This is a genomic window from Pseudomonas sp. NPDC077649, from assembly GCF_044542855.1.
Lineage (GTDB): Bacteria > Pseudomonadota > Gammaproteobacteria > Pseudomonadales > Pseudomonadaceae > Aquipseudomonas.
Genome location: NZ_JBITVF010000001.1, coordinates 857,665 through 883,551 on the forward strand (window position 1 = coordinate 857,665; position 25,887 = coordinate 883,551).

The following is a 25,887-nucleotide window of genomic DNA, read 5'->3' on the forward strand; positions in this document are numbered from 1 at the left end:
AGGGGGCGCGGGATTCGAGGGGGATGCTGTCGCGATGGGCGGGTAGGGCTCGACATGGCTGCGCCTGCTGCGATCTGACTGGCCTCACGTTGCTTGGGTGCAACCGAATTCGCTCGCCTGGAGGGGCAGGGAGGGATGGGTGCTACCCACTCAGGGTAGCCTTGTCAGAGAACTTTGTAGCAGGGCGGAGCCGGTCTCCGATCAGTGGGCGTGTGACGCGCTCAGTAATGGCAGTCCTCGCCCTGGCGCTGGTAGATAAGGGTGTGCTGCCGGCCTTGCGAGTCCAGGTAGACCATGCGTGCCTCGCCCACCTCGCAGCCGTGCGGCAGGCTCTGGCTGATGACCTTGGCCACGTCCAGGTGCATGCCGTAGTGGTAGTGCTGCGGTTCGTCGGCGTGGGCCAGGGCAGCGGCGAAGGACAGGGGGAATAACCAGGCGAGATGCTTCATCGTGACCTCGAATCGGTAGCGGCTGGCACGCCGCCGCGAGTGAATAAAAGGGGCCGCGCAGGCGGCCCAGGGACGTCGACGAGGAGCTGGCAGGTCGACGCCGGGAGGAAGGGCTCAGCCCTGTTGCTGGGAGGCGTCGGCGGTGCGTTGCGCCTGCTGCTGCGCCGAGCCGGCGTTTTGCTGCAGCTTTGCGTGGTGCTCGACGAAGGCGGAGGATTCCTCGGCCAGGCAGGCCTGGGCGGCGAGCAGGGTGGCGAGGGTCAGGCTGGCGGCAGTGAGAAGCTGTTTCATGGGACGATCCTCTGGCGGATTCTTCGTGGGTTCGAAGCCATGCTAGTGGCGCGCAGGACCATGAAACAGACAGCGACAGGTGAATGACCTTTACCTGTGACGTAACAATTGCCCGGCCTCCGCCCAGCAGGCCGGGTCGTCCAGCACCGCTTCGTCGGCGGCCAGCAGCGGCGGCAGTTCGGCCTTGAGGAAATCCACCCAGGTGCGCGTCTTGGCGTCGAGAAAGCGCCGCGACGGGTACAGCGCGTAGATGCTCAGGGCGCGCAGGCGGTGCTGCGGCAGGATGCGCAGCAGGCGCCCCTCGCGTAGCGGCTGGCTGGCGACGAACGAGGGCAGCAGGCAGAAGCCCATGCCCGCCTGCGCCGCCTTGACCAGCGCCTCGGCGACGTTGACCTGGAAGCTCTCGGCCGGCAGGGCGTCCAGCTGCTCGTCGCCGAAATCCCACTGGCCGCGGTACAGCGGGTCGGTCAGGCGCAGGTAACGGTGCCGCTGCAGATCGCCCGGCTGCTGCGGTACGCCGTGCTCGGCCAGGTAGCTGGGCGCGGCGCACAGCACGCTGTACACCGGGCCCAGGCGCTGCGCCACCAGTTGCGAGTCGGGCAGGTCGCGGGCGAAGGCGATGGTCACGTCGTGGCCGTCTTCCAGCAGGTCCGGGGTGCGCTGCGCCAGGGTCAGTTCCACCACCACCTGCGGATGCCGTTCGGCGTAGCGCGCGATCAGCGGCGTCAGGTGCTGCAGGCCGAGGCCGGTCATGGTGTGCACGCGCAGCCGGCCGCTGGGGGTGAGGTGGGCGCCACGCGCCTCGGCGGCGGCCTCGTCGACCTGGGCGAGAATCTGCCGGCAGCGCTCCAGGTAGCGCTCGCCGGTCTCGGTCAGCGCCAGGCGCCGGGTGGTGCGATGCAGCAGGCGTGCCTGCAGCTGCTGCTCCAGATCGGCGACCAGCCGCGACACCTGCGCGGTGGACAAATCCAGCGCCTGGGCGGCGGCGGTGAAGCTGCCGTCGTCGATCACCCGGACGAACACGCGCATGCTGTGCAAGGTATCCATTGTTGCTCCTGGCGTAAGAGGCCAGGGGATTATGCGCGACTACAGAGCCCCCAGCATCAGCTGCGCGGCCACCGCGAACATCATCGCCGCCACGCCCAGGTCGATCAGCCGCCAGGTCAGCGGTCGCGCCAGCCAGGGCGAGAGCCAGGCGGCGCCGAGGGCCAGGCTGGCGAACCACAGCAGGGACGCGCTGGCGGCGCCGGCGGCATAGGCGCCGGGCACCGGCTGCTGGGCGCCGAGCGAGCCGATCAGCAGCACGGTGTCCAGGTACACGTGCGGGTTGAGCAGGGTCACCGCCAGGGCGGCGAGCAGCACCGCGCGCAGCGAGCGCGGCTGGCTGTCGACGGCCTGCAGCGACTGCGGGCGCGCGGCGCGCAGCAGGGCCTGGCTGCCGTACCAGATCAGAAACGCGGCGCCGCCCCAGCGGGCGATGGCCAGCAGCGTCGGGCTCTGCGCCAGCAGCGCGGCCAGGCCGAACACCCCGGCGGCCACCAGCACGGCGTCGCAGAGGATGCACAGCGCCGCCACCGGCAGGTGATGCTCGCGGCGCAGGCTCTGCGCCAGGACGAAGGCGTTCTGCGCGCCGATGGCCATGATCAGGCCGATGGCCACCAGCAGGCCGTTGCTGTAGCTCTGCCACATCACCGGGGCTCCGGCATGGACGCCGCCGCCAGGGCGTGCAGGGTCGACAGCGCCTTCTCGGCCCGTTCGAGGGGCACGAACAGGTGGTCGTGATGAACGCCGGCGATCACGTTGCAGCTGATCCCGGCCTGGGCCAGGGCGGCGGAGAAGGACGCGGTCAGGCCCACCGCCGCCAGCGAGGAGTGCACCTCGAGGGTGATCCAGGCGGCGACGTAGTCGTAGCTCAGGCCATGGGCATCGGCGACTTCGCGCGGCAGCACCAGGCTCAGGCCTTCGCCTTCGCGCATGCTGGCCAGCGGCTGTAGGGCGCTGCAGTCGCGATCGGCGGCGACGCAGCAGAACACGTACTGCCCCGGGTTGAGGTGCGGCGTCATGCTCTGCAGCAGGCGCGCGAGGTTGGTTTCGCCGGACATGGCAGGCTCCTGAAATGGGCTGAGTGCTGGCGAGTCTGGCGGCTGTGGCGGTATAAGAGAAACCAATATTGCTGATCTCTCATTAGGTAAATCGATTGTTCGACTATAAGTTGCTCGCCGCCCTGGCGGCGGTGGTGGAGCAGGCCGGCTTCGACCGTGCGGCGCAGGTGCTGGGCCTGTCGCAGTCGGCCGTGTCGCAACGGATCAAGCTGCTCGAGGCGCGGGTCGGCCAGCCGGTGCTGGTGCGCGCCACGCCGCCGACGCCCACCGAGATCGGCCGTCGCCTGCTCAACCATGTGCAGCAGGTGCGCCTGCTCGAACGCGACCTGCAGGGCCAGGTGCCGGCGCTGGACGAGGCGGCGACCCCGGAGCGCCTGCGTATCGCCCTCAACGCCGACAGCCTGGCGACCTGGTGGGCGGCGGCGGTGGGTGGCTTCTGCGCGCGCCAGCGGCTACTGCTGGAGCTGGTGGTGGAGGACCAGGAGGTCGGCCTCAAGCGCATGCGCGCCGGCGAGGTGGCCGGCTGCGTGTGCGCCGCCGAGCGCCCGGTGGCCGGCGCGCGCAGCCTGGCGCTGGGGGCGATGCGTTATCGCGCGCTGGCCAGCCCGGCCTTCGTCGCCCGGCATTTTGCCGACGGGGTCACGGCCGCGGCGCTGGCGCGGGCGCCGGCCATCGTCTTCGGTCCGGACGATCAACTGCAGCACCGCTACCTGGCCGAGCTCGGCGTGGCGGGCGGCTTCGCCTACCACCTGTGCCCGTCCTCGGAAGGCTTCGTGCGCCTGACCGAAGGCGGCCTGGGCTGGGGCTTGGTGCCGGAGCTGCAGGTGCGCGGCGAGCTGGCGCGCGGCGCGCTGGTGGAACTGGTGCCCGGGCGTTCTATCGACGTGCCGCTTTACTGGCATCACTGGCGCAACGGCGGCGAGCTGCTGGCAGGGCTCACCGAGCAGCTGCGCCGCGCCGCCGCCGGCGCCCTGGTGCAACAGGGCTAGGCGCGAACCAGGCGGGCGGCCCGGGACAAGCCGGCGGCCTGTCCACGGCGGCGGTACGCCGTGCTAGCTATCGAGACGAATCGGCCCGCAGCCCGGCAGCTGTTCCACGCAGCGCGCGCCGAACAGCTGCGACGGGGTGAAGTAGCCGCCGCGGCCCTGGTAGTCGAGCAGGTGGCGCACCGCCAGCAAGCTGCCGTGCACCGTCACCTCGTAGCCGTTGGCGGTTTGCAGGTGGGCCGTGCGCACGACGCCGGCGGCATTGCGCACCTCGCCCCACAGCCAGGTGCGCAGGCGCTCGCGGCTGGCCGCGTCGGGGCCTTGCACGCGCCTGTCCACCTGGCGCTTGAGCCAGGCCTGCACGCTGGCCAGGCCGAACAGCGGGCGCAGCGGATCGAGCAGGCGCATGCCGATGGCCAGCGCCTTGGGCGCCGGCAGGTAGACCTCGATATTGCCGATGCCGGTGGAGTGGTAGGCGGTGGCGACGTCGCCCCAGGGAATGGTCACGGCGTCCTTGGCGCCGCGGCCGAAGTCGATGGTGCGGCGCCGATAGCCCAGCGGCACGTCGGTGACGATCCCCGCGCGGCGCACCTTGCCGCCCAGGTGCAGGCCTTCCACGGTGGTCTTGGCGGTGCCCGGCGACAGCCCGCTGGCGGTGTCGAAGCCCAGCGCCAGGTGCGTCGCATCGGGCAGCGCCTGGTGCAGGCAGGCGGCCAGGCAGTCGCTGGGAATCACGTCGAAGCCGACGCCCGGACAGGCCACGATGCCGCGCTCCCGGAATTGCGCGTCGCGGGCGAACGCCGCCTCGAACACCGAGATTTCGCCGGTGATGTCGACATAATGGCTGGCGCTGGCCAGGCAGGCGTCGAGCATCGGCGCGCTGGTGGCGGAGAAGGGCCCGGCACAGTGGGCCACCACCGCGACGTCGGCCAGGGCCTCGCGTGCCCGTTGCGGCTGCTGGATGTCGAAGATGCGGCAGTCGAGCCCCAGCAGGCTGCCGAGGGCGTGCACCGCCGCCGGGTTGCGGCCGGCGAGAATGGGCCGCAGGCCCTGGCGCTGCGCCTCGGCGGCGAGCAGGTGACCGGTGTAGCCGTTGGCGCCGTAGATCATCCAGTGTTGCTTGGCCATGGGAGCGTCCTGTTGCGTCGATGGGGTGTCGTGCAGGGTAGCCGTTATACCCGCGTCGCGGCGGCGCAGCGCCCATCCATCGGCCTGCGCGGTCGCTGTTCTGGCCGCCGCCGACAGCGCGCAGGCGGCGTGGCGCTGCTAGAGTGCGGCAAACGGCAGCACCACGGGGGAGTGGCGATGAAGATTCTGGTCACCGGCGCGAGCGGATTCATCGGCGGGCGTTTCGCCCGCTTCGCGCTCGAACAGGGCCTGGCGGTGCGGGTCACCGGCCGCCGCGCCGAGGGCGTGCAGCACCTGATCAAGCGCGGCGCGGAGTTCGTCCAGGGCGATCTCGGCGACGCCGATCTGGCCCTGGCGCTGTGCCGCGACGTCGAGGCGGTGGTGCACTGCGCCGGCGCGGTGGGGGTGTGGGGCGACTACGCGCATTTCCACCAGGCCAACGTGACGGTCACCGAGAACGTCATCGAGGCCTGCCTGAAGCAGAAGGTGCGGCGCCTGGTGCACCTGTCGTCGCCGTCGATCTATTTCGATGGAAAATCTCATGTCGATATTCGCGAGGAGCAGGTGCCCAAGCGCATCTCCGATCACTACGGCAAGACCAAGTACCTGGCCGAGCAGCAGGTGTTCGCCGCCCAGGAGTTCGGCCTCGAGGTGATCGCCCTGCGCCCGCGCTTCGTCACCGGCGCCGGCGACACCAGCATCTTCCCGCGGCTGATCGGCATGCAGCGCAAGGGCCGCCTGGCGATCATCGGCAACGGCCTGAACAAGGTCGACTTCACCAATGTGCACAACCTCAACGACGCCCTGCTCAGCGCCCTGCTGGCCGCCGGCCCGGCGCTGGGCCAGGTGTACAACATCAGCAACGGCGCGCCGGTGCCGCTGTGGGACGTGGTCAATTACGTGCTGCGCCGCCTGGAGCTGCCGCCGGTGACCCGCCATGTGCCTTACCCGCTGGCCTACGCCGCCGCCTGCCTCAACGAGGGCGTGTGCAAGCTGCTGCCGGGGCGCCCGGAGCCGAGCCTGTTCCGCCTCGGCGTGGCGGTGATGGCCAGGGATTTCTCGCTGAATATCGACCGCGCGCGGCAGTACCTCGACTATGAGCCCAGGGCCAGCCTGTGGGATGCGCTGGACGAGTTCTGCACCTGGTGGCAGGTGCAGTCGCGCGCCTGATAAAACACGGGCGCAGGTCGTCCTGCAGCAGCGGCTTCGGCCGCGAACGGCCTGGAGCAGGGCCGATGCGGCGCGGCCAAGCGGAGTGTCGCCTGCCAGCCACTCAGGCATAGACGCGCTGGCCGCGATAGATGCGCACCGAGCCGCTGGGCGCCGCCTGTGGCAGCGCCACGCTGGCCACCGGCTTGGCGGCGGGCGTCGGCGGGCGTTGATCGGCGAGTTCGGCCAGGCGCTGGCCGAGCCGACGGGTTTCTTCGTCGCTCGACTGCAGGCAGCCGCCGAGCATGGCGATCACCGCATCGCTCTGGCTCAGGCGGATATCCAGGGCCAGTTCGTCGCGCAGCCGGCGACGCAAGGCTTGCATGCAGTCCAATAGCGCTTTGTTCAGTTCCATGCCGCTTCCCCCAGGTTGGTTGAAGGGTCACCCCTGGCCTCGTCCTGACGCCTGTGTGACCGGGCCCGGCGTATTCCCTCGCCTGGCTGCCCATCGCCCGCGGCGCCGCGCCGCGGAGCACGAGCGGCTCCAAGGCCGCCCGTCGCTGAACTCGAGTGATCCTCAGCAAACTGCGTACCAGTTCAAAAAAACGCGGAACCACGGGGCTGGCGGCGGGTCGATGAGGCTGTCGCGCCCTTCGTCGGTGCGCCGCGCACCTGCTTGGCGCGGCGCTGATCGGCCATCGGCGAATCGGTATACTGCGCGGCACTTTCGTTTACCCCGTTCCAGACAAAGGTCCGACCATGCGCAACGATGCCCACGACGAGCTCGATCACCTGCCCAGCCTGACGCCCGGGCGCCGCGAGGAATTCGCCGAGCCCCAGGACGAGCCGGCCCCGCGCCCGCAGCGCGCGCCGGCCGGCCCGGCGGCGGGCAAAGGCGCCAGCACCGGCCCGCTGTGGGCGCTGGTCGGCGCGCTGAGCATCGCCCTGGGCGGCCTCGGCTGGTGGAGCCTGCAGCAGATCGGCCTGATGGAGCAGCGCCTGGTGGCGACCCAGGAAAGCTTCGCGCGCATCAGCGAGGAGGCTGCCGGGCGCATCCAGGACATCTCCGGCAAGGTGGTGGCCACCGAGTCGAACGTCACCAGCGGCAGCGAGGCGCTCAAGCTGCAGGTCAAGCAGCTGGAGAATCGCCTCGCCGAGCTGGGCAAGCAGCAGCAACAGGCCGCCAGCGCGCAGGCCGCGCTGGACAAGCGCCTCGAGCAGCTGGGCAGCGAGCTGAAAAGCGGCCTCGGCGCCAGCGCCGCCTTCGACAAGCGCCTGCAGGCGCTGAGCAGCGAGCAGGCCGCGCTGAAGAACGCGCAGGGCGAGGCCAAGGCGGCGCAGGCCGAACTGGCCAAGCTCGATGGCCGGATCAAGAGCCTGAGCGGCGAGATCGACACGCTGAAGCAGCAGGGCAACCCGGCCCAGGCCATCCAGCGCCTGGAACAGGACCTGCTGGTGCTGCGCAGCGAGCTGGACAGCCGCCCTGCCGCCAGCGCCGGCCCCAACACCGCCGAGTTCGACGCCTTCCGCGCGCAGATGACGCGCAACATCAACACCCTGCAGAGCCAGGTGATCAACCTGCAGCAGCAGCTCGACGCGCGCTGAGGCGCCGCGGTAAACGCACAAGCCCCGCAATGCGGGGCTTGTGCGTTTACGCTCGCGGCTGAAGCCCCTTCCACAGGCGCTGTGGGTGGGAGGCGCTTCAGCGGTGCGTTTCGTTGCCGGGCTTACAGCCGCGGATAGTCGATGTAACCCACCGGGCCGGCGCTGTAGAAGGTCTGCGGCTGCGGTTCGTTGAGCGGCGCGTCCTGCAGCAGGCGGGCCGGCAGGTCCGGGTTGGCAATAAAGGGGATGCCGAAGGCCACCGCATCGGCCTTGCCCTCGGCCAGCCAGGCATTGGCCTGATCCTTGGTGAAACGCTCGTTGGCGATGAAGACGCCGCCGAAGGCTTCCTTCAGGCTCGGCGACAGGCTGTCGTCGGCTTCCTGCTCGCGTGCGCAGATAAAGGCGATGCCGCGCTTGCCCAGCTCGCGGGCGACGTAGGTGAAGGTCTCGGCGCGGTTGGCATCGCCCATGTCGTGGGCGTCGGCACGCGGCGCCAGGTGCACGCCGACGCGGCCGGCACCCCACACCTCGATGGCGGCATCGGTGACTTCCAGCAGCAGACGCGCGCGGTTCTCCAGGCTGCCGCCGTAGCGGTCGGTGCGCTGGTTGGTGCTGCTCTGCAGGAACTGGTCGAGCAGGTAGCCGTTGGCGCCGTGGATCTCCACGCCGTCGAAACCGGCGGCCTTGGCGTTCTCCGCGCCCTGGCGGTAGGCCTCGACGATATCGGCGATTTCCTCGGTTTCCAGCGCGCGCGGGGTGACGAACTCCTTGATCGGGCGCACCAGGCTGACGTGGCCGGCCGGCTTGATCGCGCTCGGCGCCACCGGCAGTTCGCCGTTCAGGTAGATCGGGTCGGAGATGCGCCCGACGTGCCACAGCTGCAGGACGATCTTGCCGCCGTTGGCGTGCACCGCCTTGGTCACGTTGCTCCAGCCGCGGATCTGCGCCTCCGACCAGATGCCGGGCGTGTCCGGGTAGCCGACGCCCATCGGCGTGACCGCGGTGGCCTCGCTGATGATCAGCCCGGCCGAGGCGCGCTGCACGTAGTACTCGGCCATCAGCGCGTTGGGCACGCGGCCTTCGTCGGCGCGGGTGCGGGTCAGTGGCGCCATGATGATGCGGTTGTTCAGGGCGAGGTCGCCGATCTGGATCGGGTCGAAGAGCGTGGGCATGGTGAATCCTCCGTGGGGAGCGATTGGGAAAAGGATGTTCAGAGTTGCTGGCCGAGGCGTTCGACGAAGGCCTGGATGGTCGCCTCGTTGCGCTTGAAGAAGTGCCACTGGCCAACCTTGCGGCTGCTCACCAGACCGGCGCGCTGCAGGGTGGCCAGGTGCGCCGACACGGTGGACTGCGACAGCCCGCAGCGCTGGTTGATCTTGCCGGCGCACACGCCGATCTCGAGCGGATGCTCCTGGTCGGCGAAGTGGCGCTCGGGCTCCTTCAGCCAGTGCAGGATGTCGCGCCGCACCGGGTGGGCGAGGGCTTTGATGATGGCGTCGAGGTCCATGGTGTGGGTTCGCTGTATCGGCATGGGACGAACCTTATATCGGTCTGTGGCGATATACAGATCGTTTGTGCCGATAGCCGTTATCGACGGCTTCGATTCTGCGAGGCGGCCGGTTAAGCTCGGCGCATGAACTACCTGGCCCACCTGCACCTCGGCGGCGCTGCCCCGCCGCAACTGCTCGGCAGCCTCTACGGCGATTTCGTCAAGGGGCCGCTGGGCGGGCAGTGGCCGGCGGAAATCGAGGCGGCCATCCGCCTGCACCGGCGCATCGACGCCTTCACCGACAGCCACCCGCTGCAGGCGCGTGCGCGGGCGCGCTTCCCCGCCGCGCGGCGGCGCACGGCCGGCATGCTGCTGGACCTGTTCTTCGACCACTGCCTGGCGCGCGACTGGGCCGACTACGCCGAGCAGCCGCTGGAGGCCTTTACCGCGCGGGTGTACCGGGTGCTGGCCGATGAGCCCCAGCTGCCCGGGCGCCTGGCGCTGATCGCGCCGCGCATGGCGGCGCAGGACTGGCTCGGCAGCTACCGCGAGTTCGCGGTGCTGGAGCAGGTGATCGCCGGCATGCAGCGGCGGCTGTCGCGACCGCAGCTGCTCGACGGCAGCCTGGGCGAGCTGGAGCGCCTGTACCAGCCGCTGAGCGAGGATTTCCGCGCCTTCTACCCCGAGCTGATGGCGTTCGCCCGCGGCGAGCGGGGTTGAGGCGATTGCCCCGGTGCGCCGCGCGCACCGAGGTTACCCCGTCGGCTGCAGGCGCAAACGGCGGATCAGCCATTTCTCCAGCTCGGCGACGACGAACAGCGCCAGCCCGGCCAGCACCACCCGCGCCCACTGCGCCGCATCCAGCGCGGTGGAGTGGAACAGCCGCTGCAGCGGCGGGGCATAGGTGTACAGCGCCTGCAGCAGCAGGCAGGCGGCGATGGCCAGCAGCACGGCGCGGCTGCCGAACAGGCCGTCGAGGCTGAGCACCGAGGCGAAGATGCGCCGGCTGTTGATCAGGTAGAACACCTCGCACATCACCACCGCGTTCAGCGCCATGGTCCGCGCGCTGTCCAGCCCGGTGCCGTTGTCCAGCTCCCAGAGGAACAGGCCGATGCCGGCGCCGGCCATCAGCAGCGACACCAGCAGCACGCGCCAGACGAAGAAGCCCGACAGCAGCGGCTCGTTCGGCGCCCGTGGCGGGCGGTCCATCAGCCCGGTCTCGGCCGGCTCGAAGGCCAGCGCCAGGCCCAGGGTCACCGAGGTGACCATGTTGATCCACAGCACCTGCGCCGGGGTCAGCGGCAGGGTCAGCTGGAACAGGATGGCGGCGATCACGATCAGCGCCTGGCCGCCGTTGGTGGGCAGGGCGAAGAGGATGAACTTCTTCAGGTTGTCGTAGATCGCCCGACCCTCGCGCACGGCACCGGCGATGGTGGCGAAGTTGTCGTCGGCCAGCACCACCTCGGCCGCCTCCTTGGCCGCCTCGGTGCCCTTGTCGCCCATGGCCACGCCGACGTCGGCGCGTTTCAGCGCCGGGGCGTCGTTGACCCCGTCGCCGGTCATCGCCACCACCTCGCCGCTGGCCTGCATGGCCTGCACCAGGCGCAGCTTGTGCTCGGGGCTGGCGCGGGCGAACACCTCGACGCCGGGCAGCACCTGGCGCAGCTGGCGCTCGTCGAGCAGCTCCAGTTCGGCGCCGGTCAGCGCCGGCAGGCCGACGCCGATGCCCAGCTGGGCGCCGATGGCGCGGGCGGTCTCGGCATGGTCGCCGGTGATCATCTTGACCCGGATGCCGGCGCGCTGGCATTCGGCGACGGCGGCGATGGCTTCCTCGCGCGGCGGGTCGATGATGCCGACCAGCGCCAGCAGGCACATGCCGCCTTCCACGTCGGCGAAACTCAGGCTGCGCTGGGAGGCGTCGGCCGGGCGGCTGGCGATGGCCAGCAGGCGCAGGCCGCGGGCGGCCAGGTCGGTGGCCTGGCGCCGCCAGTAGTCGGCGTCCAGCGGCTGGCTGCCGCCGTCGGCGCCGCGCTGCTCGCGGCACATCTCCAGCACCCGCTCCGGCGCGCCCTTGAGGTAGATCAGGCCGTGGCCCTGGTGGTCATGGTGCAGGCTGGCCATAAAGCGGTGTTCGGACTCGAAGGGAATGGCGTCGCTGCGCGGCAACTGGGCGTGCAGGGTGGCGGCGTCCAGGCCGGCTTTGAGCGCCAGGGTGTGCAGCGCACCCTCGGTGGGGTCGCCCTGCAGGCGCCAGGTGCCGCCGGCGTCCTGCTGCAGCTGGGCGTCGTTGCACAGCGCGGCGGCGCGGGCGATTTCCAGCAGCGCGGCATCCGGTTCCATCAACGCGCCGTCCAGGTGGAAGGCGCCTTGCGGGGCGTAGCCGACGCCGCTGACGTCGAGGATGCGGCTGGCGCTGACCAGGCGCTGCACGGTCATCTCGTTGCGCGTCAGGGTGCCGGTCTTGTCCGAGCAGATCAGCGTCACCGAACCCAGGGTCTCCACCGCCGGCAGGCGGCGGACGATGGCGTTGCGCCCGGCCATGCGTTGCACGCCGAGGGCGAGGATCACCGTCATCAGCGCCGGCAGCCCCTCGGGGATGGCCGCGGCGGTCAGCGCCACCACCATCATGAACATCTCGGCCGGGTCCTGGCCGTGCCAGAAGGTGCCGAGGGCGAAGGTGGCCAGGGCGAAGATCAGGATGGCCAGCGCCAGCCAGCGGCTGAACTGCTCGATCTGCCGCAGCAGCGGGGTGGTCATCGCCTGCACCTGCTGCAACATGGCGCCGATGCGGCCCAGTTCGGTGGCGGCGCCGGTGGCCACCACCACGCCGCTGGCCTGACCGCTGGCCACCAGGGTGCCGGAATAGGCCATGCAGCGGCGGTCGCCGAGGGCGGCATCGGCCTGGCAACGGGCCAGGGATTTCTCCACCGGCAGCGATTCGCCGGTCAGCGCCGCTTCCTCCACCAACAGGTTCTTCACGCTGAGCAGGCGCAGGTCGGCCGGCACCTTGTCGCCGGAGGCGAGCAGGACGATATCGCCGGGCACCAGCTGCTCGGCGTCGATCTCCAGGCGCTCGCCGCCGCGCAGCACCAGGGCATGCGGCGACAGCAGGTTGCGGATGGCGTCGAGGGCGTTTTCCGCCTTGCCTTCCTGGATAAAGCCGATCACCACGTTGATCAGCACCGCGGCGAGGATCACCCCGGTGTCGACCCAGTGGCCGAGCAGGGCGGTGATCAGGGCAGCGGCCATCATCATGTACAGCAGCACGTTGTGGAACTGGTACAGCAGGCGCAGCAGCGGGCCGCGCCGCTTGGGCGGCGGCAGCCGGTTGGGGCCGTGCAGCTGCAGGCGGGCGGCGGCTTCGGCGGCGCTCAGGCCGTGGACGCTGGCGTCGAGGGCATCCAGGGCCTGATGGCCGTCGAGGCTGTGCCAGGCCTGTTGCTCAAGGGCGCGAGTGCGACTGTCCATGCGGGCGGTCCTCCGTTAGTGGCCTAACGAACTCTAGACCGCCCTGGCGCCTGCGCCGCTGATATGGATCAAGACCCGGGATCAGGCGGCTTGGTGCAGCTCGGCCGATTCGCCATACAGGGCGGCGGCGATGCGGCTCTGTGCCTGGCGCGCCAGTTCGTTGCGGCTGGCGCTGTTGCTGGCGATCGGCGCCAGCAGCTGGATCTGCACCTCGCCGGCCTGGCTGCGCAGCAAGCGCAGCAGGTGGCTGAGCATGTCGTCGTCGCCGACGAAGGGCGCCACCGGGCACGGCTGGCCGCCGCGCAGGTAGCGGATGGCCACCGGTTGCAGCGGCACGCCGCTGTCGATCGCGCTCGCCAGCAGGCGGCCGTGGAAGGTGCGCAGGCCCAGGCCGTCGGTGGTGGTGCCCTCGGGGAAGATCAGCAGGTGGCGGCCGCGTTGCAGATGGCGACCCAGCTGCTGGCCGACCAGGTTGCTGTCGCCCGAGCCGCGGCGGATGAACAGGGTACCGGCCTTGTGCGCCAGCCAGCCGGCCAGCGGCCAGGTGCGCACCTCAGCCTTGGACAGGAAGGAGATCGGCTGCAGCGCGCCGAGCAGCGGGATGTCGGTCCAGGACACGTGGTTGGCGACCCACAGCATGGGCTGGGCCGGCAGCTCGCCTTCGATGCGCACGCGAAACGGCAGGGCGCCGCTGAGGCGGGCGAGGAACCAGCGGGTCAGGCGTTGGCGCAGGGCCATCAGGTCGTGGCGTACCAGGCGCTCGCACAGGCTGACCACGCCGGCCAGCAGGGCGCCGCAGGCGATCACCAGCAGCAGGTGGGCCAGGCGCAGGGATAGACGCAGTTGGGCCATCGGGGCCTCCGCTTAAGGATGAGTGGCGGCATTATCCATGCACAGGAGCGTTTGGCGATGCCTGGCTGTCTGGCTGTAGGTTGGGTCGAGCAGCGACGGAGCCCAACGAGAGCGGGCGGTGCAACGCCGAAGTGTGGCCGCACATCGCCCGTTGGGCATCGCTGCTCGACCCAACCTACACGGCCGCCTTGAAGTGGCGGGCATAGCGCGGGCACAGCTCGTCGCGCTTGAGCAGGATGAACACGTCGGCGACCTGGAAGTCGCGGTCCCAGCAGGGCTCGCCGCAGATCTTCGCGCCCAGGCGCATGTAGGCCTTGAGCAGCGGCGGCATCTCGGCGATGACGTTGCCCGGTACGTCCAGTTGCGGCAGCGGGTGCCTGGGTTCGGCGCGCAGGTGTTCGGTGCACAGGTAGCGTTCGCGCAGGCGCTGCATGATCGCCTGGGCCTGGATGCCGCCGTCCTGCATGGAGATGCTGGCGCAGCCCATCAGGTAGCGGTAGCCGCCCTCGTTGAGCACCTCGGCCAGTTCGCCCCAGAGCACGGCGATGGTGGCGCCGTTGCGGTAGGCGCCATCGACGCAGGTGCGGCCGATCTCCAGCACCGGGCCCTGCAGCCCGGCCAGGCCGTGCAGGCTGAATTCCTCTTCGCTGTAGTAGCGGCCGAGGCCGGCGGCGGCCTGGTGGTCGAGCAGGCGGGTAGTGGCCACCAGCTCGCCGCTGCTGAGGTCGCGCACACCGATATGCCGGCAGTGAATGTCGTAGTCGTCCATGTCCAGGCCCAGTTCGGCGCCGTTGAGCTTGGCGTCGAATTCGGCGCTGAACACCCGGTAGCGCAGGGCCTGGGCCTCGCGCAGGGCGGCGGGACCCACCAGGCGTTCGGCCTGCAGGCGGCGGGCGGTGTTGGGTGCAGTCTGGGTCATGCCTGAGCCTCCTTAACGCCGGCTTTCGGGACTTGCAGCCGGTCGATCTTGTTGGGCAAAGTCAGGCTAGGTAGCCGCGGTGTCACCACCGTGAAGCTTTTTTGATGCTTGTGTGACGGCCGCCGGCCGTTGCCTGGAGGGAATACGCGATGCCCTGGTCAACCCTGCTGCAACCCGCTGTCTGCCTGAGCGCCGAACAGGGCCTGGAGGACTGGTACGGCCGGCTGCTGCAACGCCTGGGCGGGGCGCCGCAGCCGTTCGAGCTGGCCCTCGGCGGGCGCCTGGCGGCGACGCCGGGGCTGGCCTTTCTCGCCGGCTACCAGGCGGCGCTGCGCGTGCTGTGGCCGGCGGCGCCCTGGTCGGCCGGCGCGCTATGCGTCACCGAAGGGCGCAGCACGCGGCCGGCGGAGATGCACACACGCATCGACGGCCTGCATATCGACGGGCACAAGGACTTCGTCACCGCCGCCGAGTGCGCCGACTGGCTGCTGGTGGCGGCGCGCGAGGACGGCCCGGGCGAGGCGCCGCGCCTGGTGCTCGGCGTGGTGCGCCAGGGCGCGCCCGGGGTGCGCATCGAGGCGCTACCGGCACTGCCGCTGATGCCGGATATCGGCCACGCCCGCCTGCATCTGCAGCAGGCGCAGTGCGAGCGTCTGGCCGGCGACGGCTGGGCCGACTACGTGAAACCCTTTCGCAGCATTGAGGACGTCCACGTGCTCGCCGCGCTGTGCGCCTGGCTGCATGGCGTCGGCCAGGAATGCGCCTGGCCCGAGGCCCTGCAGCTGCGCCTGCTGGCGCAGCTGGCCGGCTGCGCCGAGGTGGCCCGGCAGTGCCCGAGCGCGGCGCCCACGCACCTGCTGCTGGCCGGCCTGTTCGCCCAGCAGCGAGCGCTGGCGGCCGAGCTGGACGCCGCCTTCGCCGCCGGCCCGGCGCCCTGGGCGGCGCTGTGGCAGCGCGACCAGGGCCTGCTGCAGATCGCCGAAGGCGCGCGGGCCAAGCGCCTGGAGAAGGCGCGGCAGATTGTCGCCCAGGCTTGATCCATATCAGTACGCCGCACAGGGCGCGGTCCTAAGGTTGCCTCGCGTTTCGTCTACGAGGTTTCCATGCGCCGCGAGCCCATCGTGCTGTTCGATAACGGCAGCCACCAATGCCTGATGTTCGATGACCTGGTCAGCGGCGAGGGCGTGCAGTCCAACCAGTTCCTGATCACCGACCACGAGCAGTACCTGCTGCTCGATCCGGGCGGCGACCTGACCTACACGCCGCTGTCGCTGGAGCTGTCCAAGCACATCCCGGTGCAGGACCTGACCTACATCTTCGCCTCGCACCAGGACCCGGACATCATCGCCTCGCTGGACAAGTGGCTGCTGCACACCCGGGCGCGGGTGATCTGCTCCAAGCTGTGGGCGCGCTTTCTGCCGCACCTGACCGCCAACTACCTGGCGCTGAGCCGCGGCATCAACACCTTCGATCGCATCATCGCGCTGCCCGACCGCGGCCAGAGCATCGCGCTGGGCCAGTGCACGCTGAAGGCGGTGCCGGCGCATTTCCTCCATTCGGTGGGCAACTTCCAGCTGTATGACCCGGTGAGCAAGATCCTCTTCTCCGGCGACATGGGCGCCTCGCTGGTGGACGACGCCAACCCGGTGCGCGACTTCGTCAATCACCTACCCAACATGGAGGGCTTCCACCGCCGCTACATGGCTGGCAACAAGGCCTGCCGGCTGTGGGCGGCGATGGTCCGCGAGATGGACGTGGCGATGATAGTGCCGCAGCACGGCCGGCCCTTCGTCGGTGCGGAGATGATCAGCGCCTTCCTCTACTGGATCGAGAACCTTGAATGCGGCCTCGACCTGATGGGGCCGGAGGACTATCGCCTGCCGAGCTGAGGCGCGCTCGGTGGCTTGGCTGCGATGGGGCGGGGGGAGCGCGGCGCGCTCCCCGTTGGGCTGCGCTGCGCTCGGCGCCAACCTACCTTTGCCCGCGTGCAGGGGCGGCGCGGCGCTTCAAGCGGTCACCGGCTCCGTGCTAGGGTGCGCCTCGATTTCCTAGCGAGGCCGCCCATGAGCCCCTTTTCCCTTCGCCGTATGAGCCTGCTGCTCGGCCTCAGCCTGTTGGCCGGCATCGCCCGGGCCGAGTCCTGGCCGCAGCCGGACTGGCAAACCGCCCCCCACAGCGACAGCCCGGCGCTGGCCGCGCTGGAGGCCTACGCCTTTCCGCCGCGCGACGACGCCACGCGCCTGGGCGTGCGCAGCGATGCGCTGCTGGTGGTGCGCGACGGCCGGATCGTCTACGAACGCTACGCCGCGCCGACCCGCGCCGACACCGCGCACCTGACCTGGTCGATGGCCAAGAGTCTGCTCGCCACCACCCTCGGCGTGGCCTACGGCGAGGGCCGCTTCAAGCTGGACGCGCCGGTGGCCAAGTACTACCCGGCGATGGCCGAGCACCCGCAGGTCAAGGTCGGTCACCTGCTCAACTGGGCCTCGGGCCTGGCCTGGCAGGAGGACTACGAGTACGCGCCGCTGAAGTCCTCGGTGATCGCCATGCTCTACACCCGCGGTCGCGCCGACATGGCCGGCTTCGCTGCGGCGCATGCCGCCGACGCCGCGCCGGGGGTGCGCTTTCGCTACTCCAGCGGCGACAGCAACCTGCTGGCCGCCGCGCTCAAGGGCATGGTCGGCGCCGAGGCCTACCCCGACTACCCCTGGACCGCGCTGTTCGAGCCGCTGGGCATCGCCAGCGCGACCTGGGAACGCGACGGCGCCGGCACCTTCGTCGCCTCGTCCTACGCCTACATGAGCGCCCGCGACCTGGCCCGCGTCGGCCTGCTGCTGCAGCGCGGCGGCCGCTGGGGCGAGCGCCAGCTGCTGCCGCCGGCCTGGGTCGAGTTCGTCGCCACGCCGTTCGCCGGCTACCAGCCGCAGACGGCCAAGCCCGGCGACGCGGTACCCGGCGCCCATTGGTGGCTCAACGCCGAACTGCCCGGCGCCGCGCGGCCCTGGCCGGATGCGCCGGCCGATACCCTGGCCGCCCTCGGCCACTGGGGCCAGGGCCTGTACGTGCTGCCCGAGGAGAAACTGGTGGTGGTGCGCTACGCCGACGACCGCGACGGCAGCTACAGTCATAACGAACTGCTCAAGCGCGTGCGTGCGGCCTTCGCAGAGGAGGTGCAGCCATGATCCGTCGTCGTCCCTGGCTTACCCTGCTGCTGTTGCTGGTCATCGTGCTGATCGCCCTGGCCTGGCCCAATCGCGCGCACCTGGCGGCGTTCCCCGACATCATCGGCGCCTACACCGCCAAGGAGTACTGCTCCTGCCGTTACGTCAGCGGCCATCCGGCGGCCTATTGCGAAGGTTACGTCGCCCAGTACGTGCCGATCGGCAGCCTGCGCGACGATACGGCCGGCAAGCGGGTGACCGCCAGCGGCCTGGGCCGCACCCACAGTGCCGCCTGGCTGGGCGCGCGCCAGGGCTGCCAGCTGTTGCCGAACGACTAGCGACCAACCCTCTCCCCGCAATGGGAGAGGGGAGCCTAACCCCACGATCTTGAGCCAATGGCACCGGAGCAGGGCGCCGGGCTTTGCAAGCCCGGCTGCGGCGACTATCGTTGCGCCTGGTCATGCCGTTTGCCGAGTCCCCATGCGTCGTTCGCTGTTTGCCCTGCTGCTGGCTGCCGCCTTGCCCGTCCAGGCCGATTGGTACCTGGACAACGAGTCCTCGCGGCTGTCCTTTATCTCCACCCATTCCGGCAACCTGTCGGAGGTGCACCGCTTCCTCACCCTGCACGGCCAGATCACCGCCGACGGCCGCGCCCGCCTGCGCATCGAGCTGGACTCGCTGAGCACCGGCATCCCGCTGCGCGACGAGCGCCTGCGCGCCATGCTGTTCGACACCGAGCGCCTGCCCGAGGCGCGGGTCGCCGCGCAGGTGAACCTGGCGCAGCTCACCGACCTGGCGCCGGGTGCGCAGCTGGAACTGCGCCTGCCGCTGACCCTGACCCTCAACGAGCGCGCGCGCCAGCTGGAGGCCGAGCTGCTGGTCACCCGCCTGGACGACCGCCGCTTCCAGGTGGTCAGCCTGGCGCCGCTGGTGCTGCACGCCGAGGACTTCGGCCTGGCCAGCGGCATCGAGGCGCTGCGCAAGGTGGCCGACCTGTCCGCCATCAGCCTGTCGGTGCCGGTGGGTGCGGTGCTGATCTTCACCGCTCGCTGATGCGCGGCGCGATCTTCCCCTGGCGCGGCGGCAACCGCTTCGCCCTGCTGCTCGACGGCCCGCAGTTCTTCCCGCGCATGCTCGCCGCCATCGACGCCGCCGAGCGCCAGGTCGAATTGGAGCTGTACCTGGTCGAGGACGGCCAGTGCAGCGAGCGCCTGGTCGCCGCGCTGTGCCGGGCGGCGGCGCGCGGCGTGGCGGTGCGCGGCCTGTTCGACGCCTTCGGCTCCGCCGGCCTGGGCCAGGCGCTGCGCCAGCGCCTGCAGGCGGCCGGGGTGCAGCTGCGCTGGTACAACCCGCTGCGCTGGCGCCGCGGCCTGCGCAATTTCCAGCGCGACCACCGCAAGCTGCTGCTGGTCGACCGGCGCCTGGCCTATGTCGGCGGCACCGGCGCGACCGACCGGTTCTGGCTGCCGGAGCAGGCCGACAGCGCCTGGCACGAGGTCATGGTGGAGATCGAAGGGCCGCTGGTGCACGACTGGCAGCAGTTGTTCGAGTACCAGTGGCAGGCCTGCCTGGCGCGCTTCGCCTGGCAGCCGCCGCGGCTGCCGGGGCTGCGCAAGCTGCCGGGCAATCCGCCGGCGGGGCAGGGCCTGGGCAGGGTGGCCTACGCCGATGCGGCGCAGCACCGCGACATCCTGCAGTCGCTGGTGCGCGCGCTGCGCGTGGCCAAGCATCGGGTGTGGCTGGCCACGCCCTATTTCCTGCCGACCTGGAAGGTGCGCCGGGCGTTGCGCCGGGCCGCGGCCAGCGGCGTCGAGGTGCGCCTGCTGCTGACCGGCCGGCACACCGACCACCCGCCGGTGCGTTTCGCCGGCCAGCGCTACTACCCGCGCCTGCTCAAGGCCGGGGTGCGCATCTTCGAGTATCAGCCGCGCTTCCTGCACCTGAAGATGGTGCTGGTGGACGACTGGGTCAGCGTCGGCTCGTGCAACTTCGACCACTGGAACCTGCGCTTCAACCTCGATGCCAACCTCGAGGCGCTCGACCCCGAACTGACCGCCGCGGTGACGGCCAGCTTCGTCGCCGACTTTGCCGCCAGCGCCGAGATCACCCTCGACGAGTGGCGCGCGCGGCCCTGGTGGGGGCGCCTGCAGCAGCGCCTGTGGGGCTGGCTGGATCGCCTGGCGGTCAACCTGCTCGATCGCTGGCGCTGAACGCCACGCAATACCGGCCCGCCCCCTGGGAAAGTTCCCCGTTGGCCTGATGTTTCGTCATTCAGCAGCCTGAGGGTGGTCGCGCGCCGCCCGCGCCAGGGCGCCATTCATACTTTCGGGCGACAGATGAAATCCCTCCTTGGTGCGCTTATCCGGGCGTCGGTCGCTGCGTAGGGTGCAGGGCAGTCGCACCCCAACCTCAGGAGACCCGCATGACAAGAACAACAGGGCCCGGAATCTTCCAGCCGCACACCTTGGCCTTGGCCATCGCCGTCGGATTCGCCGCCCCCGCGCAGGCCATCACCTTCAATATCGGCGAGATCGAGGGCCAGTTCGACAGCTCGCTGTCGGTCGGCGCCAGCTGGTCGGTACGTGGCGCGGACCCGGATTTCGTCTCCGTCGCCAGTGGCGGCAAGGCCTCCTCGCGCACCTCGGACGACGGCCGGCTGAACTTCAAGAAGGGCGAGACCTTCTCGAAGATCTTCAAGGGCATTCACGACCTCGAGCTGAAGTACGGCGACACCGGTGTGTTCGTCCGCGGCAAGTACTGGTACGACTTCGAGACCAAGGACGAGAGCCGGCTGTTCTACGACATCGAGGATCACAACCGCAAGACCGCCGCGCAAAGTGCAGGTGCGGAAATCCTCGACGCCTTCATCTACCACAACTACAGCCTCGGCGATCTGCCGGGCAGCGTGCGGGTCGGCAAGCAGGTGGTCAGCTGGGGCGAGAGCACCTTTATCGGCAACAGCATCAACTCGATCAACCCCATCGACGTCGCCGCCTTCCGCCGCCCCGGCGCCGAGATCAAGGAAGGTCTGATTCCGGTCAACATGATTTACGTCTCGCAGAGCCTGAGCGACAACTTCTCGGCCGAGGTGTTCTATCAGCTGGAGTGGGACCAGACCGTGGTCGACAACTGCGGCACCTTCTTCTCCACCTCCGACGTGGTCGCCGACGGCTGCGAGGATCGTCTCGTGGTGTTCGGCCCGGACCTGCCGCCGGGCGAGTCGACCAACTCCTTCGTCGACAACGCCTACATTCCCCGCGCCGGGGACCGCGACGCGCGCGACAGCGGCCAGTACGGCCTGGCCCTGCGCTGGTTCGCCGAACAGCTCAACGACACCGAGTTCGGCCTCTACGCACTGAATTACCACAGCCGCAACCCGGTGTTCAGCACCATCCGCACCACCACGCCGAACTTCGTCAGCTTCATTCCCGGTGCGCCGAACGCGCGCTACTTCATCGAGTACCCGGAGGACATCCGCCTCTACGGCCTGAGCTTCCAGACCAACGTCGGCGGCACCGCGCTGTCCGGCGAGATCAGCTACCGGCCGAACATGCCGATGCAGATCAACTCCACCGACCTGTCCTTCGCCGCCCTCGGCCTGCCGTTCAACCCGGTGTTCGAGAGCGGTCATGCGCAGAACGTCGCCAGCGCCGATCTCCACGGCTACGAGCGCAAGCCCTTCACCCAGGCACAGCTCACCGCGGTGCAGTTCATCGATCGGGTGCTCGGCGCCAGCCGCCTGACCCTGCTCGGCGAGGTGGGCTGGAACCATATCGGCGGGATCAAGGACGACCCCAGCGAGCTGCGCTTCGGCCGCGACCCGATCTACGGTGCCGGCGAGTTCAGCGCGCCGGGGGTGTGCGCCGCGTTCAACGCCGCCAACCCGGACGAATGCCAGGGCGACGGCTTCCACACTGACACCTCCTGGGGCTACCGCCTGCGCGCCAGCGCCGACTACAGCAACGTCTTCGCCGGGGTCAACCTGACGCCAAGCGTGGCCTGGTCGCATGACGTCGACGGCTACGGGCCCAATTTCAACGAGGGCAGCAAGGCCATCAGCATCGCCCTGAATGCCGACTACCAGAACACCTACAACGCCAGCCTCAGCTACACCGATTTCTTCGGCGGTGAGTACAACACCATCACCGATCGCGACTTCGTGGCCCTGAGCTTCGGTGTGAACTTCTGATCAACCACGCGCAAAGGATCCGTACCCGATGAAAACTACAAGAATCCTGCAAAGCGGAGCGCTGGCCCTGACCCTGCTGGCGACCGGTGTGATGGCCGCCGTCTCCGAACAGGAGGCTGCGCAACTGGGCACCAGCCTGACCCCGCTCGGCGCGGAGATGGCCGGCAACGCCGACGGCAGCATCCCCGCCTGGACCGGCGGCCTGCCGAGCAACGCCGGTGCGGTCGACGCCAAGGGCTTCCTCGCCGACCCGTTCGCCGCCGAGCAACCGCTGTTCACCATCACCGCGGCCAATGCCGAGCAGTACCGCGACAAGCTGTCCGCCGGCCAGCTGGCGATGCTCAAGCGCTACGCCGACAGCTACAAGATCCCGGTCTACTCCACTCATCGCAGCGCCGCGGTGCCCGACGAGATCTACGCCGCAGCCAAGCGCAGCGCTCTCCATACCACGGCGGTGGACGGCGGCAACGGCCTGCAGAACTTCGCCGACAGCCGCTACTACGCTTTCCCGATCCCCAAGAATGGCATCGAGGTGGTGTGGAACCACATCACCCGCTACCGCGGCGGCAACGTGCGGCGCTGGATCACCCAGGCCACTCCGCAGACCGGCGGTTCCTACAGCCTGGTGCGGTTCGAGGACGAGGTGGCGTTTCCCGCCGACATGCCCGACATCGATGCGGACAAGGCGAGCAACGTTCTGCTCTACTTCAAGCAGCGGGTGACCGCGCCGGCGCGCCTGGCGGGCAACGTGCTGCTGGTCCACGAGACCATCGACCAGGTCAAGGAGCCGCGCCTGGCCTGGCTCTACAACGCCGGTCAGCGCCGCGTGCGCCGCGCCCCGCAGGTCGCCTACGACGGCCCGGGTACCGCCGCCGACGGGATGCGCACCGCCGACAACTTCGACCTGTTCTCCGGCGCCCCGGATCGCTACGACTGGAAGCTGGTGGGCAAGAAGGAGATGTACATCCCCTACAACAGCTACAAGCTCGATTCGCCCACGCTGAAGTACGACGACGTGCTCAAGGCCGGGCATATCAACCAGGACCTGACCCGCTACGAGCTGCACCGGGTCTGGGAAGTGGAGGCCACGCTGAAGTCCGGCGAGCGCCACATCTACGCCAAGCGCCACATGTACTTCGACGAGGACAGCTGGCAGCTGGCGCTGGTCGACCACTACGACGGTCGCGGCCAGCTGTGGCGGGTAGCCGAGGGGCATGCGCAGAGCTACTACAACCACAAGGTGCCGGGCTACACCCTGGAAGCCCTGTACGACCTGATCGCCGGTCGCTATCTGGCGCTGGGTATGAAGAACGAGGAGAAGTCCGCCTACGCCTTCGGCTTCAAGGCCACCGGCGCCGACTACACGCCCGCCGCGCTGCGTACCGCCGGGGTGCGTTGAGTCCGGGGCAAGCGTCTCTCCATGTTCGGGCGGCCTGCGGGCCGCCTTTTTTATTGGTCCTCATCAGGGCCGGTGATACAGCTGTCGGCCGCGGGGATTGCGCACTAGCCTGCAATCAGCCGGTCCCCGCATAAGAACAATTCAGAGCCGCTATGACCGCTTACGCTCCCTCCACGCCCCTGGTCGTGCCGTCCTGCGGCAAGGGCGTGCCGCTGCGCCAGCCGCCGGGGCACATTCGCCGCGAGCCGTTGATCCAGCGCCTGCTCGAGCAGGATTGCCGCCTGCGTCTGCTGATCGCGCCGGCCGGCTTCGGCAAGTCGGTGCTGCTCGCCGATTGCGCCCGTGCCTGTCCCGCCGGGCGCCTGCCGGTGTGGCTCGGTTGCGCCGGCCAGGCCTGGTCGGCGGGCGAATTCTGCCGACAGCTGGCCGTGGCCCTCGGCTACCCGCCCGATTTCACCGAGGCCCAGCTGCTGGCGGCGCTGGCGCAAGAGCCACGCGCGCTGTGGATCATGCTCGACGATTACCCGCGCGAGCCCGACGCCGAACTCGATGCCTGTTTCGACCGCCTGCTCGCGGCCGCCGCGCCGGGGCTGAACTGGTGGCTCGGCAGCCGCCGGCGCCCGGCCTGCAACCTGCCCCGGCTGCTGCTCGAGGGCGAGCTGTTCGAGCTGGGCAGCGCCGACCTGGCGTTCAGCCTGGCCGAGGTCGATGCCTGGCTGGCGCAGTTCGATGGTCGCCGCGTGGCCGGCGCCGAAGTGCTGCGGGCGCAGACCTGGGGATGGCCGGCGGCCTTGCGCCTGCTCGCCGTCCAGGGCGAGCGCGAGGGGGCTGCCGCGCCCGGCTGCGCACTGCTGCGCGACTACGTCGAGCACGAGGTGCTGCGCGGCCTGCCGGACGAACTGCTGCAGGCGCTGCTGCAACTGGCGCAGCTGCCGCGCTTCTGCACCGAGCTGTGCGAGCACCTGCTGGGGGTGGGCGAGGGCGCCGCCTGGTTGCAGGCATTGCGCGCCCGCGGCCTGTTCATCGAGGCGCTGGAGGGCGCCGCCGACTGGTTCGTGCTGTTCCCGCCGCTGGCCCAGGTGCTGCAGCGACGCGTCGGCGGCGGCAGCCAGAGCCTGCACCTGCACGCCAGCCAGTGGTTCGCCGCCCGCGGCGAGGTGCGACCGGCGGTGGAGCACGCGCTGCTCGGCGGACAGCCGGAGGTGGCGGCGAGCTTTCTCGAGCGCTTCACCGAGGAACAGTTGCTGCAGGGGCAGGAGCTGGCGCTGATCCTGCGCTGGCGCGGCGAACTGCCGGAGGACCTGCTGGCCAGTACGCCGCGGCTGATCCTGCTCAATGCCTGGGCGTTGTTGCTGGTGGGACGCCTGGACGAGGCGCAGGACTGCGCCGACCAGCTGGCGCGCTTTCAGCCGCGTGCCGATGGCGAGCGGCTGCGTGAGCTGTTCGCCCAGTGGCAGGCCATACGCGGTATCGCCGCCTATGGCCGCGGCTGCGCCGAGGAGGCCCGCGCTCATGTCCTCGAGGCGCTGGCCATGCTGCCGGAGGGGGCCTGGGCGCAGGCGTTGCTGTGCCGTTCGGTGTTGACCCAGATGGCCATCGGCGAGGGCCGCCTGGAGGATGCCCAGCTGCTGGGCTACGAGGCGCTGAAGCAGGCGCGGCGCTGCGGCAGCCTGGTGTTCGAGGCGTTGCTGGAGCTCGATCATGCGTTGTTACTGGAGGCCCGCGGCGAGTTCGGCCGCGCCCAGGCGCTGCTGCGGCGGGTGCTCGAGCAGCCGGACGGCCGGGTGTTGTGCAACACCCCGGTGTGCGGGCGGATTGTTCTGCGCCTGGGGCGTCTGGCCTTGCGCCTGGGCCGTGCGGAGGAGGCCCGCGAACAATTTCACGCCGGCCTCGCGGTTGCCCTGGAACATGGCGATCCCGGCGCCTTCCATGGCTACCTCGGCTTGGCCGAGCTGGCGGCGCGCCAGCGCGACCTGGCGGCGGCCTTCGCCCGCCTGGCCGAGGCCGAGCGTCTGATGCAGCGCCAGGGGGTGGCGGATTCGCTCTATCGGGGCGTGCTGTTGCTCGTCAGCAGCCGTCTGTGGTCGTGGCAGGGCCATCACGAGCGCGCCCGCGAGGCGCTCACCCGGGTGCTCGAACACTGGCGCAGGCATCAGGTCATGCTACCGCCGCCCAACTTTCCCGACCTGTTGCCGCGCCTGCATCACCTCTTGCTGCTGCTCGATCGAGACCAGGGCCGCGACATTGGCGAGGCGCTGCAGCGGCTGCTCGAGCGGGCGCTGGCCGAGGGGCGTCAGGCCCTGGCCTGCGAGTTCTGGCTGAGCTATGCCGAGGCCTGTACGGATGCCCCGACGGCGACTCGCGCCAGGCAGGCCGGGCAGGCCCTGCGTCAGCGTCTGAACTACCAGGGCCTGTGGTTCGTCGCCGACGAGTTGCCGTTGCCGGCCGCGAGTGAGGGCGAGGCGGCCGCCGCGGAGGCCCCCTTGAGCGGCCGCGAGCTGGCGGTGCTGCAGCTGATCGCCCAGGGTTGTTCCAACCAGGAGATCGCCGACCGCCTGTTCATCTCCCTGCACACGGTCAAGACCCATGCACGGCGGATCAACGTCAAGCTCGGCGTACAGCGCCGCACCCAGGCGGTGGCGATGGCCAAGGCCTGGGGCTTGATGGGCGATTGAGCGGGCCCGCTCGCGTCGGCGAGCG

25 protein-coding genes are annotated in these 25,887 nt (G+C 70.1%); 13 read left to right on the forward strand and 12 right to left on the reverse strand.

The genetic code is table 11. The annotated features are described in order from the left end of the window. Positions 1–221: 221 nt before the first annotated feature. The 5 genes from ACIGFL_RS03840 to ACIGFL_RS03860 form a co-directional block, all read right to left on the reverse strand. Positions 222–449, reverse strand: a complete 228-nt coding sequence (locus ACIGFL_RS03840) for a DUF2790 domain-containing protein (protein WP_122108323.1) — start codon at positions 447–449, stop codon at positions 222–224. 114 nt (positions 450–563) lie between these two features. Beyond that, positions 564–740, reverse strand: a complete 177-nt coding sequence (locus tag ACIGFL_RS03845; RefSeq protein WP_021444121.1) for a hypothetical protein — start codon at positions 738–740, stop codon at positions 564–566. 90 nt (positions 741–830) lie between these two features. Continuing rightward, positions 831–1,787: a LysR family transcriptional regulator gene (locus ACIGFL_RS03850; protein WP_021444120.1), complete on the reverse strand. Its 957-nt coding sequence runs from the start codon at positions 1,785–1,787 to the stop codon at positions 831–833. 39 nt (positions 1,788–1,826) lie between these two features. Further along, positions 1,827–2,429 (reverse strand): LysE/ArgO family amino acid transporter, encoded by a 603-nt coding sequence (locus tag ACIGFL_RS03855; RefSeq protein ID WP_397496189.1) that lies wholly within the window; start codon positions 2,427–2,429, stop codon positions 1,827–1,829. After that, positions 2,429–2,842, reverse strand: coding sequence for an ACT domain-containing protein (locus ACIGFL_RS03860; protein WP_397496190.1), 414 nt, complete (start codon positions 2,840–2,842; stop codon positions 2,429–2,431). Before ACIGFL_RS03860 ends, ACIGFL_RS03855 begins: the two co-directional genes overlap by 1 nt. 95 nt (positions 2,843–2,937) lie before the next feature. Between ACIGFL_RS03860 and ACIGFL_RS03865 the strand changes: the two genes are divergently transcribed. Further along, entirely contained in the window at positions 2,938–3,831 is an 894-nt protein-coding gene (locus ACIGFL_RS03865) for a LysR family transcriptional regulator ArgP (protein WP_397496191.1), read from the forward strand. 63 nt (positions 3,832–3,894) lie between these two features. Here the strand turns inward: ACIGFL_RS03865 and ACIGFL_RS03870 are convergent, their stop codons facing one another. Continuing rightward, positions 3,895–4,956 carry a saccharopine dehydrogenase family protein gene (locus ACIGFL_RS03870; protein ID WP_397496192.1) on the reverse strand — a complete coding sequence of 354 codons (1,062 nt, stop codon included), beginning with the start codon at positions 4,954–4,956 and terminating at the stop codon, positions 3,895–3,897. Between the two features lie 177 nt (positions 4,957–5,133). Here ACIGFL_RS03870 and ACIGFL_RS03875 point away from each other — a divergent pair, with 177 nt between their 5' ends. After that, positions 5,134–6,126, forward strand: a complete 993-nt coding sequence (locus ACIGFL_RS03875; protein WP_397496193.1) for an NAD-dependent epimerase/dehydratase family protein — start codon at positions 5,134–5,136, stop codon at positions 6,124–6,126. Positions 6,127–6,229: 103 nt separating this feature from the next. Here ACIGFL_RS03875 and ACIGFL_RS03880 read toward each other — a convergent pair whose 3' ends face one another. Next, positions 6,230–6,520: a hypothetical protein gene (locus ACIGFL_RS03880; protein ID WP_021445244.1), complete on the reverse strand. Its 291-nt coding sequence runs from the start codon at positions 6,518–6,520 to the stop codon at positions 6,230–6,232. A gap of 344 nt (positions 6,521–6,864) precedes the next feature. On the opposite strand from ACIGFL_RS03880, the gene ACIGFL_RS03885 reads away from it, so the two are divergent. Then, a complete protein-coding gene (locus tag ACIGFL_RS03885) occupies positions 6,865–7,710 on the forward strand; it encodes an ATPase (RefSeq protein ID WP_397496194.1) in 846 nt (281 codons plus the stop codon). Positions 7,711–7,832: 122 nt separating this feature from the next. Here the strand turns inward: ACIGFL_RS03885 and ACIGFL_RS03890 are convergent, their stop codons facing one another. After that, positions 7,833–8,882, reverse strand: a complete 1,050-nt coding sequence (locus tag ACIGFL_RS03890; RefSeq protein ID WP_021444903.1) for an alkene reductase — start codon at positions 8,880–8,882, stop codon at positions 7,833–7,835. A 38-nt stretch (positions 8,883–8,920) separates the two neighbouring features. Next, complete coding sequence (locus ACIGFL_RS03895; RefSeq protein ID WP_031303395.1) at positions 8,921–9,241, reverse strand: helix-turn-helix transcriptional regulator; 321 nt, start codon at positions 9,239–9,241, stop codon at positions 8,921–8,923. Between the two features lie 102 nt (positions 9,242–9,343). Here ACIGFL_RS03895 and ACIGFL_RS03900 point away from each other — a divergent pair, with 102 nt between their 5' ends. Continuing rightward, positions 9,344–9,919, forward strand: a complete 576-nt coding sequence (locus ACIGFL_RS03900; RefSeq protein ID WP_122108334.1) for an ACP phosphodiesterase — start codon at positions 9,344–9,346, stop codon at positions 9,917–9,919. Positions 9,920–9,952: 33 nt separating this feature from the next. On the opposite strand, the gene ACIGFL_RS03905 is transcribed toward ACIGFL_RS03900, so the two are convergent. The 3 genes from ACIGFL_RS03905 to olsB all read right to left on the reverse strand — a co-directional run bounded on the left by ACIGFL_RS03905 (position 9,953) and on the right by olsB (position 14,438). Continuing rightward, positions 9,953–12,667 carry a cation-transporting P-type ATPase gene (locus ACIGFL_RS03905; RefSeq protein WP_397496195.1) on the reverse strand — a complete coding sequence of 905 codons (2,715 nt, stop codon included), beginning with the start codon at positions 12,665–12,667 and terminating at the stop codon, positions 9,953–9,955. An 81-nt stretch (positions 12,668–12,748) separates the two neighbouring features. Then, a complete protein-coding gene (locus ACIGFL_RS03910) occupies positions 12,749–13,519 on the reverse strand; it encodes a lysophospholipid acyltransferase family protein (RefSeq protein ID WP_397496196.1) in 771 nt (256 codons plus the stop codon). 175 nt (positions 13,520–13,694) lie between these two features. Continuing rightward, positions 13,695–14,438 carry an L-ornithine N(alpha)-acyltransferase gene (olsB, locus tag ACIGFL_RS03915; RefSeq protein ID WP_397496197.1) on the reverse strand — a complete coding sequence of 248 codons (744 nt, stop codon included), beginning with the start codon at positions 14,436–14,438 and terminating at the stop codon, positions 13,695–13,697. A 149-nt stretch (positions 14,439–14,587) separates the two neighbouring features. Between olsB and ACIGFL_RS03920 the strand changes: the two genes are divergently transcribed. The 9 genes from ACIGFL_RS03920 to ACIGFL_RS03960 all read left to right on the forward strand — a co-directional run bounded on the left by ACIGFL_RS03920 (position 14,588) and on the right by ACIGFL_RS03960 (position 25,862). Beyond that, the gene (locus tag ACIGFL_RS03920; RefSeq protein WP_397496198.1) at positions 14,588–15,475 is read left to right on the forward strand and encodes an acyl-CoA dehydrogenase; all 888 of its coding nucleotides are present in this window, start codon (positions 14,588–14,590) and stop codon (positions 15,473–15,475) included. 66 nt (positions 15,476–15,541) lie between these two features. Beyond that, positions 15,542–16,327: an MBL fold metallo-hydrolase gene (locus ACIGFL_RS03925; protein WP_021445675.1), complete on the forward strand. Its 786-nt coding sequence runs from the start codon at positions 15,542–15,544 to the stop codon at positions 16,325–16,327. A 174-nt stretch (positions 16,328–16,501) separates the two neighbouring features. After that, positions 16,502–17,620 (forward strand): serine hydrolase domain-containing protein, encoded by a 1,119-nt coding sequence (locus ACIGFL_RS03930; protein WP_397496199.1) that lies wholly within the window; start codon positions 16,502–16,504, stop codon positions 17,618–17,620. Further along, positions 17,617–17,937, forward strand: coding sequence for an amidase (locus tag ACIGFL_RS03935; protein WP_397496200.1), 321 nt, complete (start codon positions 17,617–17,619; stop codon positions 17,935–17,937). The genes ACIGFL_RS03930 and ACIGFL_RS03935 overlap by 4 nt, the downstream gene beginning before the upstream one ends. A gap of 142 nt (positions 17,938–18,079) precedes the next feature. After that, positions 18,080–18,652, forward strand: coding sequence for a YceI family protein (locus ACIGFL_RS03940; protein WP_397496201.1), 573 nt, complete (start codon positions 18,080–18,082; stop codon positions 18,650–18,652). After that, on the forward strand, positions 18,652–19,809 hold the full coding sequence (locus ACIGFL_RS03945) for a phosphatidylserine/phosphatidylglycerophosphate/cardiolipin synthase family protein (protein WP_397496202.1): 1,158 nt from the start codon (positions 18,652–18,654) through the stop codon (positions 19,807–19,809). Before ACIGFL_RS03940 ends, ACIGFL_RS03945 begins: the two co-directional genes overlap by 1 nt. A 212-nt stretch (positions 19,810–20,021) precedes the next feature. Beyond that, on the forward strand, positions 20,022–21,788 hold the full coding sequence (locus tag ACIGFL_RS03950; RefSeq protein WP_397496203.1) for a DUF1302 domain-containing protein: 1,767 nt from the start codon (positions 20,022–20,024) through the stop codon (positions 21,786–21,788). 28 nt (positions 21,789–21,816) lie between these two features. Continuing rightward, entirely contained in the window at positions 21,817–23,187 is a 1,371-nt protein-coding gene (locus ACIGFL_RS03955) for a DUF1329 domain-containing protein (protein WP_397496204.1), read from the forward strand. A gap of 152 nt (positions 23,188–23,339) precedes the next feature. Further along, positions 23,340–25,862, forward strand: coding sequence for a LuxR C-terminal-related transcriptional regulator (locus ACIGFL_RS03960; protein WP_397496205.1), 2,523 nt, complete (start codon positions 23,340–23,342; stop codon positions 25,860–25,862). The last annotated feature ends 25 nt before the right edge of the window (positions 25,863–25,887 follow it).

Excerpts from the sequence above, each read along its gene's own strand:
- ACIGFL_RS03850 (WP_021444120.1), bottom strand. The coding sequence starts at position 1,787 with ATGGATACCTTGCACAGCATGCGCGTGTTCGTCCGGGTGATCGACGAC.
- ACIGFL_RS03840 (WP_122108323.1), bottom strand. The coding sequence starts at position 449 with ATGAAGCATCTCGCCTGGTTATTCCCCCTGTCCTTCGCCGCTGCCCTG.
- ACIGFL_RS03885 (WP_397496194.1), top strand. The coding sequence starts at position 6,865 with ATGCGCAACGATGCCCACGACGAGCTCGATCACCTGCCCAGCCTGACG.
- ACIGFL_RS03855 (WP_397496189.1), bottom strand. The coding sequence starts at position 2,429 with ATGTGGCAGAGCTACAGCAACGGCCTGCTGGTGGCCATCGGCCTGATC.
- ACIGFL_RS03900 (WP_122108334.1), top strand. The coding sequence starts at position 9,344 with ATGAACTACCTGGCCCACCTGCACCTCGGCGGCGCTGCCCCGCCGCAA.
- olsB (WP_397496197.1), bottom strand. The coding sequence starts at position 14,438 with ATGACCCAGACTGCACCCAACACCGCCCGCCGCCTGCAGGCCGAACGC.
- ACIGFL_RS03910 (WP_397496196.1), bottom strand. The coding sequence starts at position 13,519 with ATGGCCCAACTGCGTCTATCCCTGCGCCTGGCCCACCTGCTGCTGGTG.
- ACIGFL_RS03920 (WP_397496198.1), top strand. The coding sequence starts at position 14,588 with ATGCCCTGGTCAACCCTGCTGCAACCCGCTGTCTGCCTGAGCGCCGAA.
- ACIGFL_RS03945 (WP_397496202.1), top strand. The coding sequence starts at position 18,652 with ATGCGCGGCGCGATCTTCCCCTGGCGCGGCGGCAACCGCTTCGCCCTG.
- ACIGFL_RS03905 (WP_397496195.1), bottom strand. The coding sequence starts at position 12,667 with ATGGACAGTCGCACTCGCGCCCTTGAGCAACAGGCCTGGCACAGCCTC.
- ACIGFL_RS03935 (WP_397496200.1), top strand. The coding sequence starts at position 17,617 with ATGATCCGTCGTCGTCCCTGGCTTACCCTGCTGCTGTTGCTGGTCATC.
- ACIGFL_RS03950 (WP_397496203.1), top strand. The coding sequence starts at position 20,022 with ATGACAAGAACAACAGGGCCCGGAATCTTCCAGCCGCACACCTTGGCC.
- ACIGFL_RS03875 (WP_397496193.1), top strand. The coding sequence starts at position 5,134 with ATGAAGATTCTGGTCACCGGCGCGAGCGGATTCATCGGCGGGCGTTTC.
- ACIGFL_RS03925 (WP_021445675.1), top strand. The coding sequence starts at position 15,542 with ATGCGCCGCGAGCCCATCGTGCTGTTCGATAACGGCAGCCACCAATGC.
- ACIGFL_RS03860 (WP_397496190.1), bottom strand. The coding sequence starts at position 2,842 with ATGTCCGGCGAAACCAACCTCGCGCGCCTGCTGCAGAGCATGACGCCG.
- ACIGFL_RS03870 (WP_397496192.1), bottom strand. The coding sequence starts at position 4,956 with ATGGCCAAGCAACACTGGATGATCTACGGCGCCAACGGCTACACCGGT.
- ACIGFL_RS03955 (WP_397496204.1), top strand. The coding sequence starts at position 21,817 with ATGAAAACTACAAGAATCCTGCAAAGCGGAGCGCTGGCCCTGACCCTG.
- ACIGFL_RS03845 (WP_021444121.1), bottom strand. The coding sequence starts at position 740 with ATGAAACAGCTTCTCACTGCCGCCAGCCTGACCCTCGCCACCCTGCTC.
- ACIGFL_RS03895 (WP_031303395.1), bottom strand. The coding sequence starts at position 9,241 with ATGCCGATACAGCGAACCCACACCATGGACCTCGACGCCATCATCAAA.
- ACIGFL_RS03930 (WP_397496199.1), top strand. The coding sequence starts at position 16,502 with ATGAGCCCCTTTTCCCTTCGCCGTATGAGCCTGCTGCTCGGCCTCAGC.
- ACIGFL_RS03940 (WP_397496201.1), top strand. The coding sequence starts at position 18,080 with ATGCGTCGTTCGCTGTTTGCCCTGCTGCTGGCTGCCGCCTTGCCCGTC.
- ACIGFL_RS03960 (WP_397496205.1), top strand. The coding sequence starts at position 23,340 with ATGACCGCTTACGCTCCCTCCACGCCCCTGGTCGTGCCGTCCTGCGGC.
- ACIGFL_RS03890 (WP_021444903.1), bottom strand. The coding sequence starts at position 8,882 with ATGCCCACGCTCTTCGACCCGATCCAGATCGGCGACCTCGCCCTGAAC.
- ACIGFL_RS03880 (WP_021445244.1), bottom strand. The coding sequence starts at position 6,520 with ATGGAACTGAACAAAGCGCTATTGGACTGCATGCAAGCCTTGCGTCGC.